This is a genomic window from Salinicola sp. LHM, from assembly GCF_034479735.1.
In the GTDB taxonomy this organism is placed as follows: Bacteria; Pseudomonadota; Gammaproteobacteria; order Pseudomonadales; family Halomonadaceae; genus Salinicola; species Salinicola salarius.
Genome location: NZ_CP140261.1, coordinates 3,584,305 through 3,602,517 on the forward strand (window position 1 = coordinate 3,584,305; position 18,213 = coordinate 3,602,517).

Sequence of the window (18,213 nt, forward strand, 5' to 3'; positions counted from 1 at the left end):
CGACTGCCGGCTCAGTCCGCCGCCTGCGTCTCGTCCTGGCCGCTTTCCGACAGCGCACGCTTCACCAGGCCCTCCCGCTTCATGCGGGCCAGGAAGTCCTCGACGTAACGCGTGACCGCATCCGACGCCTGTGTCTTGGGTATCGCCATGCACTGCTCGATCGCCGTGAAGCGACCGGGCAGGACACGATAGCCCGGGTTCGACGCGGCGTAGGCCGCGAGCGGCTGACGAACGCCAGCTGCGGCATCCAGTTGGCTCTCGACGAACAGCTCGATGGCCGCCGCCGACGTGGCAGCACGCACCAGGCTCGCCTGCTGCAACGCGCGGGTCAGGTAAAGATCGTAGGCCGCACCCTTGCCCACCGCGATGCGAACGCCGCTGCGATCCAGCTCGTCGATATCCTGAAACGGCGAAGATTCCGGTACCAGATAGGTGCCTTCGATGATCACGTAGGGGGCGGTGAAATGAATCTTCTCCGCACGAACCGGATCGCGGGCGAGAAAGCCGATCCGCCAGGCGTCGTCGTCGATAGCGGCGAACACGTCGCCGGCGCCGTCGAAAGTGGCGAATTCGATCGCCACATCGAGCTCCGATGCCAACGCCCGCGCCAGCGCAACCGAGACGCCGGCAGGCTCGCCGTCCTTACCCCGCTGCGCGAGTACGATATTGCCGTAGTTGATGGCGACACGCAGTCGCCCATGCGGTGCCAGCGCTTCGATTACCGCAGACTTGTCATCACTCATCGGTTGCTCCCAGTGATCAGCATCGCCACAAGTTGGGCTATTCGGACTATAGCCGGAGTCGGTGCCAGCGCGGGCACTGAATCTCGTGACATCGGCTTCTTGAGGCGCTCTCCGACGGCAACGCCTCCGGCTCAACGACGACGGCCCCGCCAGAGCGGGGCCGTCGACGCAGCACGTCATTCGATTGATCTCGATCGCGGTATCAGGAAGGCTTAGCCGCCGGCATGAACTTCGCCTTGAGCTTGCCGGCAAACATCGGTACCAGCACGACCAGCGCGGCGGCGATCCATAGCCCGATGGAGAGGCCGGACTGGAACAGGATGCCGACGTCGCCTCCGCTGATCGACAGCGCCCGACGCAGGTTCTCTTCCATCAGCCCGCCGAGCACGAAGCCGAGCACCACCGGCGCCAGCGAAAAGCCGAACTTGCGAAGCAGGTAGCCGAACACACCGATGACCAGCATCAGGTAGATAGCCATCAAATCGGAATGCAGCTGGTAGACGCCGACGAAGGCGAGAATCGCCACGCTCGGCACCAGCAGCCAGCGCGGTACTTGCAATACGCGGGCGAATACGCCGGCCAGCGGCAGGTTCAGCAGCAGCAACATGACATTGCCGATATAGAGCGAGGCGATCAGACCGCCCACCACCACCGGTTGTTCGCGGAACATCATCGGGCCGGGGTTGATGTTGTAGAGCATCAGCGCGCCCAGCAGGATCGCGGTGGTGCCCGAGCCGGGAATGCCCAGCGTCAACATCGGCACGAACGAGCCGGCGGCGGAGGCGTTGTTGGCCGCTTCCGGCGCGGCCAGGCCGCGCATGTTGCCGGTGCCGAAGCTGTTGTCGTGATCGCTGATGCGCTTTTCGGTGGTATAGGCCACGGCGCTGGCGACGGAGGCGCCGGTGCCCGGCAGCACGCCGATGACGAAGCCGATCACGCTGGAGCGCAGGATCGCCCACTTGCAGTACAGCACTTCGCTCATCTTGACCATGACACGGCCGATCGGCGCCATCTCGCCTTCCTGGTCGTGACGGAAGGCGTGCTCGAGCATCAGCAGGATCTCGCTGACCGCGAACAGGCCGATGATCATCACCACGAAGTCGATGCCGTCGTAGAGTTCGGGCATGTCGAAGGTGAAACGCAGCACGCCGGTGCCGGAGTCGACGCCGACCGTCGAGATCAGCACGCCCAGCACGGCGCCGATCAGCGTCTTGACCGGATCCTTGCCCATCATCGCGGACATGGAAGCGAAGGCGAAGATCATCAGCGCGAAGAATTCGGCGGGGCCAAACTTGACGGCAACGATCGCCAGCAGCGGGGCGAACAGGGTCAAACCGATGATCGCCACGGTGGCGCCGATGAACGAACTGACCGCCGACAGACCCAGGGCCGGCCCGGCGAGGCCCTTCTTGGCCAGCGGGTGGCCGTCCAGCGTGGTCATGACCGCGCCGGCGTCACCGGGCACGTTGAGCAGAATGCTCGACATGCGGCCGCCGTATTCGGAACCCGTGTAGATGCCGGCCAGAAGAATCAGCGCGGACTCCGCCGGCAGCCCCAGCGTGTACGCCAGCGGCATCAGGATGGCGATACCGTTGATCGGCCCGATGCCCGGCAGGGCGCCGAACAGCGTGCCGAGCAGCGCGCCCAGGAAGGCCAGCCCCAGGTTGAGCGGGGTCAGGGCGACACCGAAGCCCTGGATCAGAAAATCGAACATTCAGTTGCTCCCCAGCAGCGGCTCGATCCAGCTACCGGTCGGCAGCGAGATCCCCAATCCGTAGGTGAATAGCAGATAGCTGCCGAGCGCCAGCAGCAATCCGCCGATGATCGCTTTCATCGGCGTGGCGCCGAACAGCCAGGCGATAACGATGCTGACCAGAGCGGTCGTCACCAGGTAACCCAGATTGATGAACAGCGCCGCGTAGAGTCCGAGCACTGCCATGGTGATGACCAGGCGCAACAGCAGCGCGCCGCTCGGCCATTGGCCGCTGGCGCCGGGACGGATGAAAAGCACGATCGCCAGAACCGCCAGAAGACCCGACAGCAGCAGCGGGAATGCTTTCGGCCCGACCGGGTCGTAGCTGAACGGCACCTGTAGCTGCCAGGCCTGGACGGCGATGAACGCCGCCAGACCGAGCAACAGCAAACTCAGGATTCGGTCGGCGGCGAGTTTCATTGCGTCAGACCCACTTCTTTGGACAGTTGCTGGAAGTCGGCGACCTGCTGCTTCACGTACTGATGGAAGTCGTCACCGAACTTGGACATCGGGAACAGGCCGCGACCTTCACGCAGCTTCTTGAAGCTCTCGGTGTCGTTCAGCTCGCGCAGGCGATCGGCCCACTGCTGATAGGCTTCGTCGCTGACGTTGGGGCCCATGTAGTAGCCGCGCCAGATCGGCCATTGGACATCGTAGCCCTGCTCCTTGGCGGTGGGGATGTCCGCGTAGGGCCCGCCCATGCGCTCTTCGGAGAGCGCCGCCAGAATGCGGATCTCGCCGCTGTCGAGCTGCGGCTTGAGCTCGGCCAAGTCGCCGGTGAAGACTTGAATATGCTCGCCAAGCAGGGCCGCCAGTGATTCGCCGCCGCCCTCGAAGGAGACGTAACGCAGCTTGCGCGGATCGACATCGGCGGCCTTGGCCATCAACGCCGCTTTCATCCAGTCCTGGCTGCCGACCGTGCCGCCGGCACCGATCACCACGCCGGACGGGTCCTGCTTCAGCGCTTTCATCAGCTCGTCGAGGTTGTTCCACGGCGCATCCTTGCGGACCACGATCGCGCCGTAGTCGACACCCAGCGCACCCAGCCAGCGAACGTCATCGACCTTGTGCTCGAGACCGAACTTGCCCAGCGCCAGGTTGAGCGCAGCGCCGGTGCTTGCGGCCACGATCAGGTTGGGATCGTCGTCGCGCACGCCAGTGACATGGTTATAAGCCACGGCGCCGATACCGCCCGGCATGTAGCTGACCATCATCGGCTCGTCGATCAGCTTGGCGTCCTGCAGGCCATTGGCCGCCAGACGACAGGTCAGGTCGTAACCGCCACCCGGCTTGGCTGGTGCGATACACTCGGGCGGCTTGGCCTGGGCCTGAACGGCGCCGGCCAGCAGCGCGCCGCCGGTCACGGCGGCAACCAGCCAGCGAGAGAGGAATCGAGAGTTGGGCATGCTGTGCGTCTCCTACCTGGGTTGTTATGCTCGCAAAATCTCGTGGCGGGCACCGGACTCGGGCCGGTTTTGCCTACCGACGGCGCGATGCTAGAGCGCTAACCTTTCATCAACCTGTCATCTAAGCCTTTGTCGTATAGGACATTAGTCGTACAAGACATGGCTAGCAGATGATCTCGAGAAACCGCCATGCACCTGCTCGTGATCGAAGACGATCCGCTGCTGTCACGCTCGCTGAGCCAGGCGATGACTCGCCACGGTTACACCGTCGATGCACTATCACGCGTCGACGATGCCATCCAGGCGCTACGCCAGGGCCGCTTCGATCTGGTCCTGCTCGATCTCGGTCTGCCCGATGGCAGCGGTCTCGGCGTGCTCGAATGGTTACGCGCCCACGCCGACCCCACGCCGGTAATGATTCTGACCGCGCGGGATGCGCTGGAGGATCGAGTCCGCGGGCTGGATCTGGGTGCCGACGACTATCTCGCCAAGCCGTTCTCGATCAGCGAACTGGAAGCGCGGGTTCGCGCCCTGCTGCGGCGTAGTCAGCAGCGGCTGGACAACAGCGTGCGCTTCGGCGGTTTGAAACTGGACACCCGCTCTGCCAGTGCCTGGCTGAACGAGACCTCGCTGGATCTGCCACGACGGGAATTCAGCCTGCTGGAGGCGCTGATGCTCAACGCCGGGCGAATCGTGCAGCGCGAGGCGCTGGAGAACCGGCTGTTCGGCTTCGAGGCGGTGGGCGCCAACGCGCTCGATGTCTATGTCAGCCGGCTGCGCAAGCGCCTGGCGGGTTCCGGCCTGTCGATTCGTACGCTGCGCGGTCTGGGCTATCGGCTGGAAGAGACAGCGGACAAACATGAGCCTGGCGCACCGCAGGAACACCTCGAGTGATACCGCCACAGACATCGCTCAAGCGACGCCTGGCGCTATGGCTCATCGCCATCGTCGCCGGGCTGGGGACGCTTTTACTGATCGAGGCCTACACCAGCGCGTGCAAGGCCGCCGATCGAGCGATGGACGGTCAACTGGAAGCCGCCAGCCTGACCATCGCCGAATCGCTGCAATGGCCGGAAGGCAACCCCACCGTGGAGATGCCCGCCTCGGCACTGCAGATCCTCGCCACCCGCTGGCAGGAGCGGGTGTTCTACTGGCTGCAGGCAGATAACGGGGTCTTGATTACGCAAAACGCCGATCTGCTCATCACCGACGCGATGCAGGCCGAGGCCAGGCGGCAGCCGGTCTATCTCGACGCCGTCTACGATGACCAGCCGATTCGCCTCAGCGGCCGCGAGGTGGATTCCGCCGGCTGGGACACTCAGGAGCCGGTACAGCTGTGGGTGGGCCATACCCGGCGCGGCCGCGACCTGCTGGCGCAGGAACTGTTCCGCAAGAGCGCCACCCGCTTTGCCGCCATGGTGCTGATCACTGCCGCGCTGGTGGCGATCGCCATGCGCACCATGCTGGCGCCGCTGCGTCGCCTTCGCCAGACGCTTCGCGACCGAAGCGCCGACGACATCAGCCCGCTCAGGCTCGGCGTGCCGAAGGAGATGCTCGAACTGGTCGAGACCCTCAACCGGCTGTTCGCCGACCAGCGTCACCATCGCGACGCGCTGCTGCGTTTCATCGCCGACGCCTCGCATCAGCTCAAGACCCCGCTGGCCGGGCTGCAGAGCACCAGCGAACTGGCGCTGACCAGCCGCGAGCCGGCCATCTGGCACCAGGCGCTCGAAGCCGTTCACGACAGCGCCGAACGCACCAGCCGTCTCGCCGGCCAGATGTTGAGCCTGACCCGACTGCAGCACCTGGGGCCGGGTCACGAACGTCACCCGCTGGCGCTGGATCGGCTGATACGCGAGGTCGCCACCGACTGGGCCGATCGCCAGGACAGCCGCGATCACGATCTCGGCCTGGTCATCGACATGTCCACGCCGGTATGGGTCGAAGGGGAAAGCTGGGCACTGCACGAACTGCTCAACAACCTGATCGACAATGCCTGTCGCTACACGCCGCCCGGCAGCGAAATCACGCTGACCCTCGAGGGCGACGACGAGCGGGTCACGCTCTCCATCAAGGACGACGGCCCCGGCGTCGATGCCGAATCGCTCGGCCGCCTGACCCAGCCGTTCGAACGCGGCCGGCGCCAGGATACGTGTGGCTCCGGGCTGGGGCTCGCCATCGCCGAATCCATCGCCTTGCGCCACGGCGGCCAGCTAGCGGTCTCCAACCGGCAGCCGCGAGGACTCCGGGTCACCCTGACGCTGGCCCGCTGTCGGCCACCTGAGGAGCACAGGGCATGAAACGACGCCTGCAGGTGATGCTCGGCCTTGCTCTGTGGCTGATTCTTGTCGGCACTGGCACCGCCCGAGCCGGCGAAAAGCTGATCATCGAAGCCGCGCTGGACCGCCCCATCGTCGAGCCGATACTCGACGCCTTTGCCGCCGAGAATCCGCAGATCGATCTCGACTATCGAGACCGCTCGACGCTGGAGGCCGACCGACGTGCCCGGGACCGTGAATCGCCGCCGGACGTGGTCATCAGCTCGGCCATGCCGTGGCAACTGGCGCTCAGCAACGAAGGCATGGCCCAGCCCCTCGACGCGCCGGAAGTCGACCAGTGGCCGGCGTGGGCGAAATGGCGAAACGAGGTGTTCGGCTTCACCTTCGAGCCGGTGGTGATGGCCTATCGCCTCGAACTCGCCTCGCACATGCCGCCACCGGAAACCCATCGCGACCTGCTCGATCTGCTGACTCACTATCGTCACTGGCTCGATGATCGCGTGGTGAGCTACTCGCCGCGGGAAAGTGGCGTCGGTTATACCCTGTTCCAGCAGGATGCCCGCTATACGCCCCGCGCCTGGGATCTAATCGCTGCCATGGGCGCGGCCAACATCAATCTCGAAACCACCACCCAGCGCATGCTGGAAGGCTTGAGCGACGGCCGCTACTGGCTCGGCTACAACCTGCTGGGTTCCTATGCGATGCTCTGGGCGCAGACCCACCCCGACATCATCGTCCAGGTTCCCAACGACTACTCGCTGGTGCTGATGCGCATGGCGTTCGTCCACCGTGACGCGCCGCACCCCGCGGCGGCCAAGCGTTTCGTCAGCTTTCTGCTGAGCCAGCGCGGCCAGCACATCCTGGCCGGCCAGACACCGCTGTTCAGCGTGCGCGACGATGTCATCGGCCCCTACACCGCCCAGCGGCTGCGCGATCAGGTCGGCGACCATCTCTACCCGATCCCGATCAATGCCACGCTGCTGGCGTTCGTCGATCCGCTGCGCCGCCAGGCGTTCCTGCGCCGCTGGTATCGCGAAATCCGGATTCTTTCAGAATGAAGATGTCGGAGTGGGCGATACCGGCGTGACGACGGTTTCCGGATTGCCGCTGTACCCGCTCTCGCAATGCCGTAAGATACGGCGCCGCCGACGCATCGAGACCAGACTCCCAAGCACGCACCTCGATGTACAGATACCGATGACCGAGAATCCCCAATGAGCGTAGATGCGACGACCATTGCCCCTGCCCAGTCGACAAGCCAGGCCAAACGCGCCGCCATCGGCAGCTTCGTCGGTGCCGTGGTCGACTGGTATGATTTTCTGCTCTACGGCATCGTTGCCGCGCTGGTCTTCAATTCGCAGTTCTTTCCCAACGTCAGTCCGGCGGCGGGCACCTTGGCGGCACTGGCGACGTTCGGCGTGGGTTTTCTGTTCCGCCCGCTGGGCGGCCTGGTGTTCGGCCATTTCGGCGATCGCCTGGGTCGCAAGCGCATGCTGATCCTGACCGTGATCCTCATGGGTGGCGCGACGGCACTGATCGGGCTGCTGCCCACCTACGCGCAGATCGGCGTGTGGGCACCGATTCTGCTGGTCACGCTGCGTGCGATCCAGGGTTTCGCGGTGGGCGGCGAATGGGGCGGTGCAGCGCTGATGGCGGTGGAAAGCGCACCGTCTGGCCGTCGCGCGTTCTACTCCAGCGGCGTGCAGGTAGGCTACGGCGTGGGCCTGATCCTGGCCACCGGTAGCGTCTCGCTGCTCAGCTACGGATTGAGCGACGCCGACTTCACGGCCTGGGGCTGGCGCCTGCCGTTTTTGTTCAGCGTGGTGCTGGTGCTGGTCGCGCTAAAGATCCGCTCAAGCCTCGAAGAGTCGCCGGAGTTCGTCGAAGCGGTCGAACGTAACGACCGGAAGGCGGTCAGACCACCGATACTCGAAGCGCTCAAACGCCACCCCGGCGCCTTCGTCACGATCATCGCCATGCGCCTGGCCGAGCTGTTCACGATGTATATCGTGACCACCTTCGCGCTGAGCTACTCCACCGGCTATCTCGATCTGTCGCGGGATCTGTTTCTGCATATCGGTCTGCTGGTCGGCGCGATCAGCTGCGTCACCATCCCGCTGTTCGCCTGGCTGGCCGACACGCTGGGGCGTCGGCGCGTCTATATCACCGGCGCCATCGTCGGCGTGCTGGCCGCCTTTCCGTTCTTCATGGCGTTGCAGGCCGGCTCGATCCTGTGGATCGTGATCTTCGCCGTAGCACTGGCCAATCTGGCCCACGACATGGTGGTCAGCGTGCAGCAGCCGATCTTCGCCGAGCTGTTCGGCGCCGCCTACCGCTATAGCGGCGCCGGGGTCGGCTATCAGGTCGCCAGCGTGATTGGCGGCGGCTTCACCCCGTTCATCGCCGCCGCCCTAGTCGACCTCTACGACGGCAGCTGGGTCCCGGTTGCCGTCTATCTGGCCGCCGGCTGTCTGCTCTCCGCCCTGGGTGCCGCCTGGATGCTGCGGAAGCGGTAACGGGCACCGTGATCGCCAGCTAGTGCTCTACCCTTTTCTCCAAGAGATCTGCGACCAATGTCGCAGATCTTCGTCGTAGACGAAGCCTCGCTTTCCGAACCGATAATGGCCATCCATCGCCACGGATGGCTATAGTCTCCTCGCTTGCCGCCGCTGGCATATTCTGGCCGCATTCTGCCTGAATTCGCATCGCCATCGCGCACGTCATCGAGGTGTTTTCATGAAGAAAAAAATCTGTGAACCGGTCAAGAAGCCGCTGGTCTGGATCGGCTTCATCATTCTCTTTGCTCTGATCAACCCCTGGTATTTCCCCGATGGCTCGTGGTCGCCTCTGTTCTTCGGCGTGCCTTACTGGGCGCTGGTCATCCTGCTCGCCTCGCTCGCCCTGTCGATCTTCATTACCTGGGTGGTGATGACCCAGTGGGAAACCGGCGCTGACGAAGACGGGGAGCGATAACGATGGAGATGGAACTTGCGTTCGGTGGATGGTCCGGCATTCTGGTTCTGATGCTCTACGGCGGTCTGATGCTGGCCGTTGGCGTCTACGCGTTCCTGCGTAATCGAGGCGTTCGCGAGAGCTTAGACGAGTACTATCTCGGCGGGCGTGGCCTCGGGGTGATGGTGCTGTTCTTCACCTTTTTCGCCACCCAATACAGCGGCAATACCGTAGTCGGCTACCCGCCCACGGCCTATCGTCTCGGCTACCAATATCTGGTATCGGTACCGTTCTTCATCATGATCATCATGGTCTATCTGTTGTTCGCCCCTCGGCTTTATGCGCTGGGGCGGCGCTTCAATCTGTTGACGCCGGTGGACTGGATCGACCTTCGCTTTCGCTCGAAAAAGGTCACGATTCTGGCCGCGATCCTAATGCTTTATGGCCTGGGCAACTATCTCCTCGAGCAGTTCGTCGCCATCGGCCAGGGTGTCTCCGGCCTCACCGGCGGCACGATTCCCTATCAGGTCGGCGTGGTGTTCTTCATCGTGATCATGGTCGCCTACAGCTGGCTGGGCGGGATGCGCTCGGTGGCCTACACCGACACCATCCAGGGACTGGCGCTACTGTTCGGCGTGTTCACCCTACTGATCGGCTCGCTGATCTATCTGGGCGGGCTACCCACGGCGGCCGAGACGATGATCGCCGAGGCACCAGAGAAACTCGGCGCCCCGACAGGGGGAAGCCTCACCACCTGGTTCTGCCTGCTGGTTTTGGTCGGCATCGGCGCGGCGATCTATCCGCATGCCTTCCAGCGGATATTCGCCGCACGTAGCGAGCGTACGCTCAAGCGCTCCTTCATCCGTATGGCTTACATGCCGTTTCTGACTGCAGGCGTGGTGTTCATGGTCGGTATCATCGGTATCTCCGCCTTTCCCGACCTGACCACGGCGGAGTCCGAACAGCTGGTGGGAATGATGGCCAATGCCCTGGCCAATCAGAATGCCTTCTTCTACTGGACGATGGTGCTGCTGTTCGGCGGCGTGATCGCGGCGATCGTCTCGACCGCCGACTCGGTACTGCTGACCTTCTCGTCGATCATCTCCAACGACCTCTACGGACGTTACATCGCGCCGAACGCCGATGAAGCGCGCAAGATTCTGGTGGGCAAACTGGTGGGGGTCGCTGCGGTCATCGTACTGGTGCTGATCGCCTGGTATCCGCCGGGCACGCTTTACCAGATCTTCGTGCTCAAATTCGAAGTGTTGATCCAGACCGCGCCGGCGCTGATTCTCGGGCTCTACTGGAGTCGACTCAATACCCAGGCCGTGTTCGTCGGCATGCTCGCCGGTACCGTGCTCGCCGCCGCTTTCACCTTTGCCGGCTACCGCCCGCTCGGCGTCTACAGCGGTCTGTGGGGGCTGCTGCTCAACCTGGTCGTGTGCGTGGGCGGCAGCGTGATGAGTCAGGTGACCGAGACACATCGCCAGCGAGCGCTGGAGGTCATCGGCTGGCAGCGCTGAGCTTGATGGATAGTCAATCCCGGGGTGGCGATCACAGCCAGAACAGCGGCTCGTGATCGGCATCCCGAACATGCCGTTCGAGCCAGCGCTGATAGCGCACCCCTGCTCTCTTCAATAGCCGATGGAGTCGCCGCTTCGTCATCAATAGGTTACTCCAGGGTTTCATAGGGCAAGCCCACATAGTTCTCGGCGATGGTCGTCAGGCCTGCCTCGGAGCCGGTGACATAATCCAATTCGGCTTGCTGCATGCGGGCGCCGAAATCCTCTTCCTCGGAAAACTTGTGGAGGATCGAGGTCATCCACCAGGAAAACCGCTCGGCCTTCCAGACGCGCTTGAGGCAGGTCTGGGAGTAATGCGGCACCAGGTCGGTACGGCCTTCGTGATACACCTTGAGCATCAACCGATACAGCGTATTGACGTCACTGGCCGCCAGGTTGAGCCCCTTGGCGCCGGTGGGCGGGACGATATGCGCGGCATCGCCGACCAGGAACAGGCGGCCATACTGCATCGGCTCGATCACGAAACTGCGTAACGGTGCGATGCTCTTTTCCAGTGAGGGCCCCGTCACCAGATTGGCGGCAACTTCCTCGGGGAGACGACGCCGGAGTTCGTCCCAGAAGCGCTCGTCTGACCAGTCCTCGACCTTCTCTTCCAGCGGTACCTGCACGTAATAGCGACTACGGGTCCGGGAACGCATGCTGCATAGGGCAAACCCCCGCTCGTGGCGGGCATAGATCAACTCGTCGGAGACCGGCGGCGTTGTCGGAGAGCAGCCCCAGCCAGCCAAACGGATAGACGCGCTCGAAGGTCTTCAGCCGGTCGGCTGGAATCGACTGGCGCGAGACGCCGTGGAATCCGTCGCAACCCGCGATATAGTCGCAGTCGAGCCGCTGCGTTTCGCCGTTGTGCTCGAAAGTCACGTAGGGTGCGTCACTATCGAGAGCGTGAGGTTGCACGTTATCCACTTCATAGAGGGTCTGACCGCCCTCGGCCTCGCGCGCTTCCATCAGGTCACGCGTCACTTCGGTCTGGCCATAGACCATGACCTGCTTGCCGCCGGTATGCGCCGCCAGGTCGATGCGTACCCGGCGATTGTCGAAGGCCAGTTCGACGCCGTCGTGCGGCAGTCCTTCTTCGTCCATGCGGCGGTCGACGCCGGCTTCGCGCAGCAGATCGACCATGCCCTGTTCGAGCACACCGGCACGAATGCGGCCCAGGACGTATTCCCCACTGCGGCGCTCGAGGATGACGTTGTCGATCCCCGCACGTTGCAACAACTGGCCCAACAGTAGCCCCGACGGCCCAGCGCCGATGATCGCGACTTGGGTTTTCATGGTGATCTCCTCTTATTCGGTTCTAGGCATTGCCCAGTCATCGGGTTGCATTTTTCACCGATAAAAAGCCACGAATAAGACAAAAACCCCGGATGAATTTATACTTTTCCAAGATCAGTGCGTAACTTTGGTCGAAATATCGACCTTCGTCGAACAGGGAGAAGGGCATGACGACACGGCGACAAGGTGCCATCCCGGTCTTCCAACTCTATGGCGAAACGCATCAATGGCCGACGCCGGACCTGCTGCACTGCGAGTCCATCGCCGAACGTAGCAGTCTGCATGACTGGCATATCCGCTCGCATCGCCATGCCGATCTGGTGCATATCCTGCACATCGCCCATGGTGAAGTCCGCTTGACCTTCGATGATGATTTGCAGCGCGTTCGGGGGCCGCTGCTGATCATCGTCCCCGCGATGACGGTGCATGCGTTTCGCTTCTCGCACGATGTCGATGGCCACATCATCACCCTGGCGATGCCGCTGGCGACCCATATCGCCGATACGCTTCACCCTCAGGGCCAGGTACTGGCGCGTGCGGCCTTTTATCCACTGGCCGATCAGGCCGAACGCGTGCCCATCGCCACGCTCGTTGCCCAGCTCGATGCCGAGTATCGCCAGCCGGCCGAAGGACGCGATGCCTTGCTTGAGGCCTTGCTCAACAGCCTCCTGGTCCTTGCCTCACGGCGTGCCACACGGCGCCAGGCCCGACGCTCGCGCCATCATGAACGCGGCGAAGCGCATCTCGCCCGCTTTCAACAACTCATTGAAGCGCACTACCATCAGCAGCCCAGCATTCCCGAACTCGCCGAGCATCTGGGCATCAGCAGCGCGCACCTCAGCGCGATCTGCCAACGGTTGGCAGGGCGCAGCGCCCAGCAGTTGCTGCACGAGCGTGTGCTTCTCGAGGCCAAGCGCCACCTGACCTATACCAACATGACCATCGGCCAGGTCGCCGAAAGGCTGGGCTTCAAGGAACCAGCCTATTTCACCCGTTTCTTCAAGCGCAGCGTCAAGCTGACGCCAAAGGCGTTTCGTCAGCGTGGCGGGCGATGAAGTTCGTATAACAAACAAAAGTACAATTTACGAACATACGTGAATCGAACAAAGTGGAAACTTCACAATCACGAAGACACGACATCATGCTCAAGCAAATCTTGCCGATTGCAGCCGCGGCCTCACTGGGTTTCTCCTCACTCGCCGCCGCCGAGCCACTGCCCCCTTTGCCATCAGCCACTTGTATAGCCCCGTCCGGACCCGGCGGCGGCTGGGACTTTACCTGTCGCAGCGTAGGTAGAACGCTGAACCAGCTCGGACTAGTCGAAAATCCGGTACAGACCGTCAACATGCCAGGCGCTGGAGGTGGTGTAGCCTATGCCCATATTGTCAGCAAACGGGATACCGATCCGACCTTGTTTGCTGCCGCCAGCACCGCGACACCTACACGTCTGGCCCAGAACCAGTTTCCCGGAATGGACGTAAGCCAGATGCACTGGATTGGTGCAGTGGGAGCCGATTACGGAATCATTGCCGTGCGTGCCGACTCTCCATACTCGGATCTCAAGACGTTAATGCAAGCCATCAAAGAAGATCCTCGCAGCGTAAGTTTTGCCGGAGGCAGCGCGGCAGGGGGTTGGGATCATCTGAAGATATTAATGACTGCGGAGAAAGCCGGAGTCACAGCACCAGAAGCGCTAAAATATCTTTCCTACAACAACGCTGGAGACGCTGCGACACAAGTGGCAGGAGGACATGTCGATGCTTTTTCCGGCAACATCTCCCAAGCTCTGGGTTTCTATAAATCCGGTGACTTTCGCATCCTGGCAGTTCTTGCCGAGGAACGTTTGCCCGGCAACCTAGACGATATTCCCACCGCCCAGGAGCAGGGAATCGATGCCGTAGCCCCCACTTGGCGCGGTTTTTATGCCCCCGGGGGGATCAGCGACGAGCAACGTGATTGGTGGGTTGCGGCACTCGACCAGCTCAACCACAGCGCAGAGTGGCAAGCGGTGATGGCGCAGAACGGTTTGATGCCCTTTGCCAAGACAGGAGAGGATTTTGAAGCGTTCGTACGCCAGCAGATTGAAGAAATTAGCCGACTCTCTCGTCAGGTCGGACTGATGTAGACATCTATCCCCTAGGCGTGATCTCTCGGTAGGTCGTTCATCCGGAGCCTACCCGGAAAACTGGGGGTACGAACCCAACCAACCTCCAGGAGGCCCGGATAAACACCCATAAGAATGTGTCATCCACGAAGGCCTATGCCCCAGAGAGGTGGCACAGGCCCAGGGCGTCAGCATGAGGACGGTCTACAAGTGGGTTCGTCGCTTCCGTGAAGCAGGCCGCGCAGGCCTCCAAGACCGTACATCACGCCCAGCCCGAAGCCCTTTTGAGACAGATGCAGCCACTGTGGAGCAGATCTTCCAGCGTCGTCAGCAGCGCCAGACCTATCGCCAGATCGCCCAGGCGTTGGGAATCGGCCAGAGCACAGTGGCACGGATTCTCAAGCGCAAGGGGCTGAACCGACTGGCAGTGCTGTCACCGGCAAGACCCGATAATCGTTATGAGCACGATGCACCAGGGGATCTCCTGCATCTGGATATCAAAAAGCTGGGGCGCTTCGAGCGGTCGGGGCATCGCACGACAGGCGATCACCAGCAGAATACCGCAGGCGCTGGATGGGAGTATGTTCATGTTGCCATCGACGACCACTCGCGACTGGCCTACAGCAGCGTTCACGGAGACGGGCTGGAGCGCTTGCCTGGCCCTGCTCAGGACTGTGCGCTATTACGCCAGCCTGGGCATCCGCTTTAACCGGGTACTCACCGTTAACGGCGCCTGCTATCGGTCCCACCGCTTCCAGCGCCTGTGCCGGCGGTTAAAGCTGAAACACCGCCGAACTCAACCGTATAGCCCACGCACCAACGGCAAAGCGGAGCGGTTCATTCAGACAGCGCTACGTGAGTGGGCTTACGCTCGCACCTATGCCAGCTCGGAAGAGCGCGGCGAGCACCTGCCTGCCTTCCTTCATCAGTACTACTGGCACCGGCCGCATGTCAGCCTGGATTACCATCCTCCGGTTAGCCGATTGGGCCTTTCCGTGAACAACCTGATGGGTTTACACAGCTAGCATGGCCACGATCAGCGGCGGCATCCGGCGCAGAAAGCGTGCCGACAGGAAGAAGGCCAGGATCATGATCGTCGCCGGCACGATGGCGTGTTCCAGCGGCGCGACCCTGTCGAGGCCGAACTTGAGCAGCACGCCGCAGTACTGCTAGATGATGGTCGAGAACTCGGGGGGCGGTGAAGGTGAAAATGCTGCGATGCACGCGGAAGGTGTCAGCCTCGGCACCGTCGACGACAGCACCATGGATGTGTTGTTCGAGACGATCGAGCTTACTCGTCATGATCAGGCTCCTCACGGATGGTGGAGGTTCAGAGAGGCCCGCCGGCGCTCCGACCTTGGCCGTGCCCGCCTGCTGGCTGGCCTGGCTTTGTTCGTCTTCCTTGGCCCGCGGACGCTTGTGGCGCACCTGCAGCTCGGCGGCATCGGTCGGCGACAGCGCAACGTCGAACATCACCTCGGTGAAGGACCCCCTCGAATCCGCGTGCCTCGATAGCAGCGGCGTCCTCGACCCGATGCCCCTCGACCACCAATTCCTCGCGCGTGGCGAAGGCGAAGTCGTCGAAGGTGTAGGGATCGCCGGCAAGGTTGATCTGGGTGGTCAGGTGCTGGTGCCCCGGCGCCGAGATGAAGTAGTGGATGTGCGCCGGGCGCTGGCCGTGACGGCCGAGCAGATGGAGTACCTGCTGGGTCGGACTGTCCGGCGGGCAGCCATAGGCCGGAGAGTAACTCGCGATCAGAATCGCAAGCGTTCGTTCATCGCGCAGCCTCGCTTTGCCGCATTTCAGCGCGCTGGATCTATCCGGGACCAGGCAACCACGCCTGACTACAGGATTCGCGATGGCCAAAGCCTTTAGCACTGCGGGCAACTCAACACTTCCTCAGGTTCATATCCACGTGGCTAAAGTCGAATGCCTAGCGCACTTGCATTGTATCGACCCAAATACTTAGATATAAAACTATATTGACAATATCCGCAATCCGAGAAGGGATTTCCCATGCTGATCACGCTTGGCGCACATCTGTCTGTGCAGATGCCCAACGACCCAGTACGCCGCTGTGCGCTCTGCGCTGCTTCCCAGGAAAACCAGACCTCCGAACCCCACGAAGGCTCTAGTCCATGGGTACGGAAAGCGAGACGAAGCATCGAGATCTCGCCTCTCCGAGTCCGAGTGTCGGGACGTCATCATGGCATGCCTCTCGCGTGTCTGTTCAAGCGAATAGGCGATCGACTGACTGAAAGTGAATCGACCATATGGAGATGGAAATGACAGAATCTCGCCTGCAACTCGGAATCGCCGGCTTGGGCCGCGGCTTCATGTTGCTACTACCCACTCTCGCGGCACATCCTGGCATTCGCCTGGTCGCAGCGGCCGACCCTCGCGATGAGGCACGCCAGCAGTTCGAGACTGATTTCGGCGGCATCGCTTATGCCGAGGTCGCCGAGCTGTGCGCCGACCCCAATGTCGAAGCCCTCTATATCGCCACACCACACCAGTTTCACCGCGAACACGTCGAGCTGGCAGCAAGGCACGGCAAGCATGTCCTTGTCGAAAAGCCGATGGCACTGTCACTTGAGGACTGCCAGGCCATGATCGCGGCGATGCGACAAGCCAAGCGTTGGCTGATGGTGGGCCACAGTCATAGCTTCGACGTCCCCTACCTACGCACTCGCGAGATGATCGATAGCGGAGAGTTTGGTGCGGTGCGCATGATACAGGCACTCAACTTCACTGATTTTCTCTACCGTCCTCGGCGTCCCGAGGAGCTCGACACCGCACGCGGCGGCGGCGTGGTATTCAGTCAGGCGGCACATCAAGTCGACATCGTTCGCCTGCTTGCCGGAGGACGAACGAAGTCTGTTCGCGCCATCACTGGCAGTTGGGACGCCGCCCGCCCCACCGAGGGCGCCTATAGCGCATTACTTAGCTTCGACAACGGCGCCTTCGCCAATCTGACTTACAGCGGTTTTGCACACTTCGATAGCGACGAGCTCTGCGGCTGGACCAGCGAATTGGGGAAGCCTCGCGATCCTAGTCAGTATGGCCATGCCCGGGCGCATCTCGCTCAAGTGCATAGTGCCGAAGAGGAAGCCGCACTAAAGAACACTCGAACCTATGGCGCAGGCCTCTCTCTCGCCAACAGTAGCCTAAAGGATGTCACGCATAACCATTTCGGCTTCATCATGGTCTCCTGTGACCACGCCGACCTGCGCCCCTCTCCCGCCGGCGTGCAAGTCTACGCCGATACGCGGCGGTATCTGGAGTCTCTGCCATCGCCGGCAGTGCCTCGCCGCGAGGTTCTCGACGAGTTGATCGACGCCGTGCGTCACGATCTCGCGCCCGTTCATTCCGGAGAATGGGGCCTTGCCACCATGGAAGTCTGCTTGGGTATTCTCGAGTCCGCGACCACCGGTCGCGACATGACGCTTTGTCACCAAGTGGGGCTGCCCTGTCCCGCCACATCGAGGTAAACTGTGGCTATCAGTCAGTTGGTTAGGATACAGATATGTCGCGAAGCAACGAGCGAGAGGCGAGAACGGTCCTTCAGCACTGGCAGGAAGACATTCCCGACGATCGCTTGGCACACCTGGTTCGCGATGCCGGGCGCCTGTTTGCCAAGAGCCTGCAAACGAAGTTGACAGAACACTCCGTCAGCTTCGGCCACTGGTCATTTCTACGCATTCTATGGGTAAACGAAGGTCTCACCCAACGTGAACTCAGTGAACAGGCCGGCCTCATGGAGCCCACAACCTATAGCGCATTGAAGGCCATGGAAGCCAATGGATTGATCGAGCGGCGCCAACTCAACGGCAATCGCAAGAATATCCACATCTACCTGACACCCAAAGGTCGTGATCTCAAGCAAACCCTGACCCCTTTGGCCGAAGCGGTTAACGAGAATGCGGTACGTGGCATCGACCCGGAAGATCTGAAGGCGACCCGGCGAACCCTCCTCGCCATCATCATGAATTTGGCGGAAACTACCGAGTAGCGTCGGTGTCGACTCCGCAATGCGCCGGATGCGCGAAAGCGGCCACATTGTAGGCACCCGCCTAGCGGCTTTTGCCGGTAGCCCACGACAATGATGAATCTCCCC

15 protein-coding genes and 3 pseudogenes are annotated in these 18,213 nt (G+C 62.2%); 11 read left to right on the forward strand and 7 right to left on the reverse strand.

What is annotated here, in order from left to right; genetic code table 11:
- Positions 1-11: 11 nt before the first annotated feature.
- The 4 genes from R5R73_RS16295 to R5R73_RS16310 form a co-directional block, all read right to left on the reverse strand.
- On the reverse strand, positions 12-743 hold the full coding sequence (locus R5R73_RS16295) for a transporter substrate-binding domain-containing protein (RefSeq protein ID WP_322528058.1): 732 nt from the start codon (positions 741-743) through the stop codon (positions 12-14).
- Positions 744-945: 202 nt separating this feature from the next.
- Positions 946-2,457: a tripartite tricarboxylate transporter permease gene (locus R5R73_RS16300; protein ID WP_322528059.1), complete on the reverse strand. Its 1,512-nt coding sequence runs from the start codon at positions 2,455-2,457 to the stop codon at positions 946-948.
- Positions 2,458-2,916, reverse strand: a complete 459-nt coding sequence (locus R5R73_RS16305) for a tripartite tricarboxylate transporter TctB family protein (protein WP_322528060.1) — start codon at positions 2,914-2,916, stop codon at positions 2,458-2,460.
- Positions 2,913-3,902 (reverse strand): Bug family tripartite tricarboxylate transporter substrate binding protein, encoded by a 990-nt coding sequence (locus R5R73_RS16310; RefSeq protein ID WP_322528061.1) that lies wholly within the window; start codon positions 3,900-3,902, stop codon positions 2,913-2,915. Before R5R73_RS16310 ends, R5R73_RS16305 begins: the two co-directional genes overlap by 4 nt.
- 189 nt (positions 3,903-4,091) lie before the next feature.
- Between R5R73_RS16310 and R5R73_RS16315 the strand changes: the two genes are divergently transcribed.
- From R5R73_RS16315 to R5R73_RS16340, 6 genes are all read left to right on the forward strand, one after another.
- Positions 4,092-4,796: a response regulator transcription factor gene (locus tag R5R73_RS16315; RefSeq protein ID WP_322528062.1), complete on the forward strand. Its 705-nt coding sequence runs from the start codon at positions 4,092-4,094 to the stop codon at positions 4,794-4,796.
- Complete coding sequence (locus tag R5R73_RS16320) at positions 4,793-6,202, forward strand: sensor histidine kinase (RefSeq protein ID WP_322528063.1); 1,410 nt, start codon at positions 4,793-4,795, stop codon at positions 6,200-6,202. Before R5R73_RS16315 ends, R5R73_RS16320 begins: the two co-directional genes overlap by 4 nt.
- Positions 6,199-7,239, forward strand: a complete 1,041-nt coding sequence (locus R5R73_RS16325; RefSeq protein ID WP_322528064.1) for an ABC transporter substrate-binding protein — start codon at positions 6,199-6,201, stop codon at positions 7,237-7,239. Before R5R73_RS16320 ends, R5R73_RS16325 begins: the two co-directional genes overlap by 4 nt.
- 156 nt (positions 7,240-7,395) lie before the next feature.
- Positions 7,396-8,697 (forward strand): shikimate transporter, encoded by a 1,302-nt coding sequence (gene shiA, locus R5R73_RS16330; protein ID WP_322528065.1) that lies wholly within the window; start codon positions 7,396-7,398, stop codon positions 8,695-8,697.
- A 220-nt stretch (positions 8,698-8,917) separates the two neighbouring features.
- Positions 8,918-9,154 carry a hypothetical protein gene (locus R5R73_RS16335; protein ID WP_276233126.1) on the forward strand — a complete coding sequence of 79 codons (237 nt, stop codon included), beginning with the start codon at positions 8,918-8,920 and terminating at the stop codon, positions 9,152-9,154.
- A gap of 2 nt (positions 9,155-9,156) precedes the next feature.
- Positions 9,157-10,656, forward strand: coding sequence for a sodium:solute symporter family protein (locus R5R73_RS16340; RefSeq protein ID WP_322528066.1), 1,500 nt, complete (start codon positions 9,157-9,159; stop codon positions 10,654-10,656).
- A 149-nt stretch (positions 10,657-10,805) separates the two neighbouring features.
- Here R5R73_RS16340 and pobA read toward each other — a convergent pair.
- A pseudogene (gene pobA / locus R5R73_RS16345) lies at positions 10,806-11,991 on the reverse strand (4-hydroxybenzoate 3-monooxygenase).
- 167 nt (positions 11,992-12,158) lie between these two features.
- Between pobA and R5R73_RS16350 the strand changes: the two are divergent.
- The 3 genes and pseudogenes from R5R73_RS16350 to R5R73_RS16360 form a co-directional block, all read left to right on the forward strand.
- The gene (locus R5R73_RS16350) at positions 12,159-13,046 is read left to right on the forward strand and encodes a helix-turn-helix domain-containing protein (RefSeq protein ID WP_322528067.1); all 888 of its coding nucleotides are present in this window, start codon (positions 12,159-12,161) and stop codon (positions 13,044-13,046) included.
- An 86-nt stretch (positions 13,047-13,132) separates the two neighbouring features.
- A complete protein-coding gene (locus R5R73_RS16355; protein ID WP_322528068.1) occupies positions 13,133-14,116 on the forward strand; it encodes a Bug family tripartite tricarboxylate transporter substrate binding protein in 984 nt (327 codons plus the stop codon).
- A 118-nt stretch (positions 14,117-14,234) separates the two neighbouring features.
- Positions 14,235-15,120, forward strand: a pseudogene (locus R5R73_RS16360) (IS481 family transposase); the annotation flags it as partial.
- Here R5R73_RS16360 and R5R73_RS16365 read toward each other — a convergent pair.
- Both R5R73_RS16365 and R5R73_RS16370 read right to left on the reverse strand, forming a co-directional pair.
- Positions 15,109-15,252 (reverse strand): hypothetical protein, encoded by a 144-nt coding sequence (locus R5R73_RS16365; RefSeq protein WP_322529629.1) that lies wholly within the window; start codon positions 15,250-15,252, stop codon positions 15,109-15,111. The pseudogene R5R73_RS16360 and the gene R5R73_RS16365 sit on opposite strands and share 12 nt — an antisense overlap.
- A gap of 196 nt (positions 15,253-15,448) precedes the next feature.
- A pseudogene (locus tag R5R73_RS16370) lies at positions 15,449-15,830 on the reverse strand (catechol 1,2-dioxygenase); the annotation flags it as partial.
- A gap of 551 nt (positions 15,831-16,381) precedes the next feature.
- Here R5R73_RS16370 and R5R73_RS16375 point away from each other — a divergent pair.
- Positions 16,382-17,587 (forward strand): Gfo/Idh/MocA family oxidoreductase, encoded by a 1,206-nt coding sequence (locus R5R73_RS16375; RefSeq protein WP_322528069.1) that lies wholly within the window; start codon positions 16,382-16,384, stop codon positions 17,585-17,587.
- A 35-nt stretch (positions 17,588-17,622) separates the two neighbouring features.
- Positions 17,623-18,108: a MarR family winged helix-turn-helix transcriptional regulator gene (locus tag R5R73_RS16380; protein ID WP_322528070.1), complete on the forward strand. Its 486-nt coding sequence runs from the start codon at positions 17,623-17,625 to the stop codon at positions 18,106-18,108.
- The last annotated feature ends 105 nt before the right edge of the window (positions 18,109-18,213 follow it).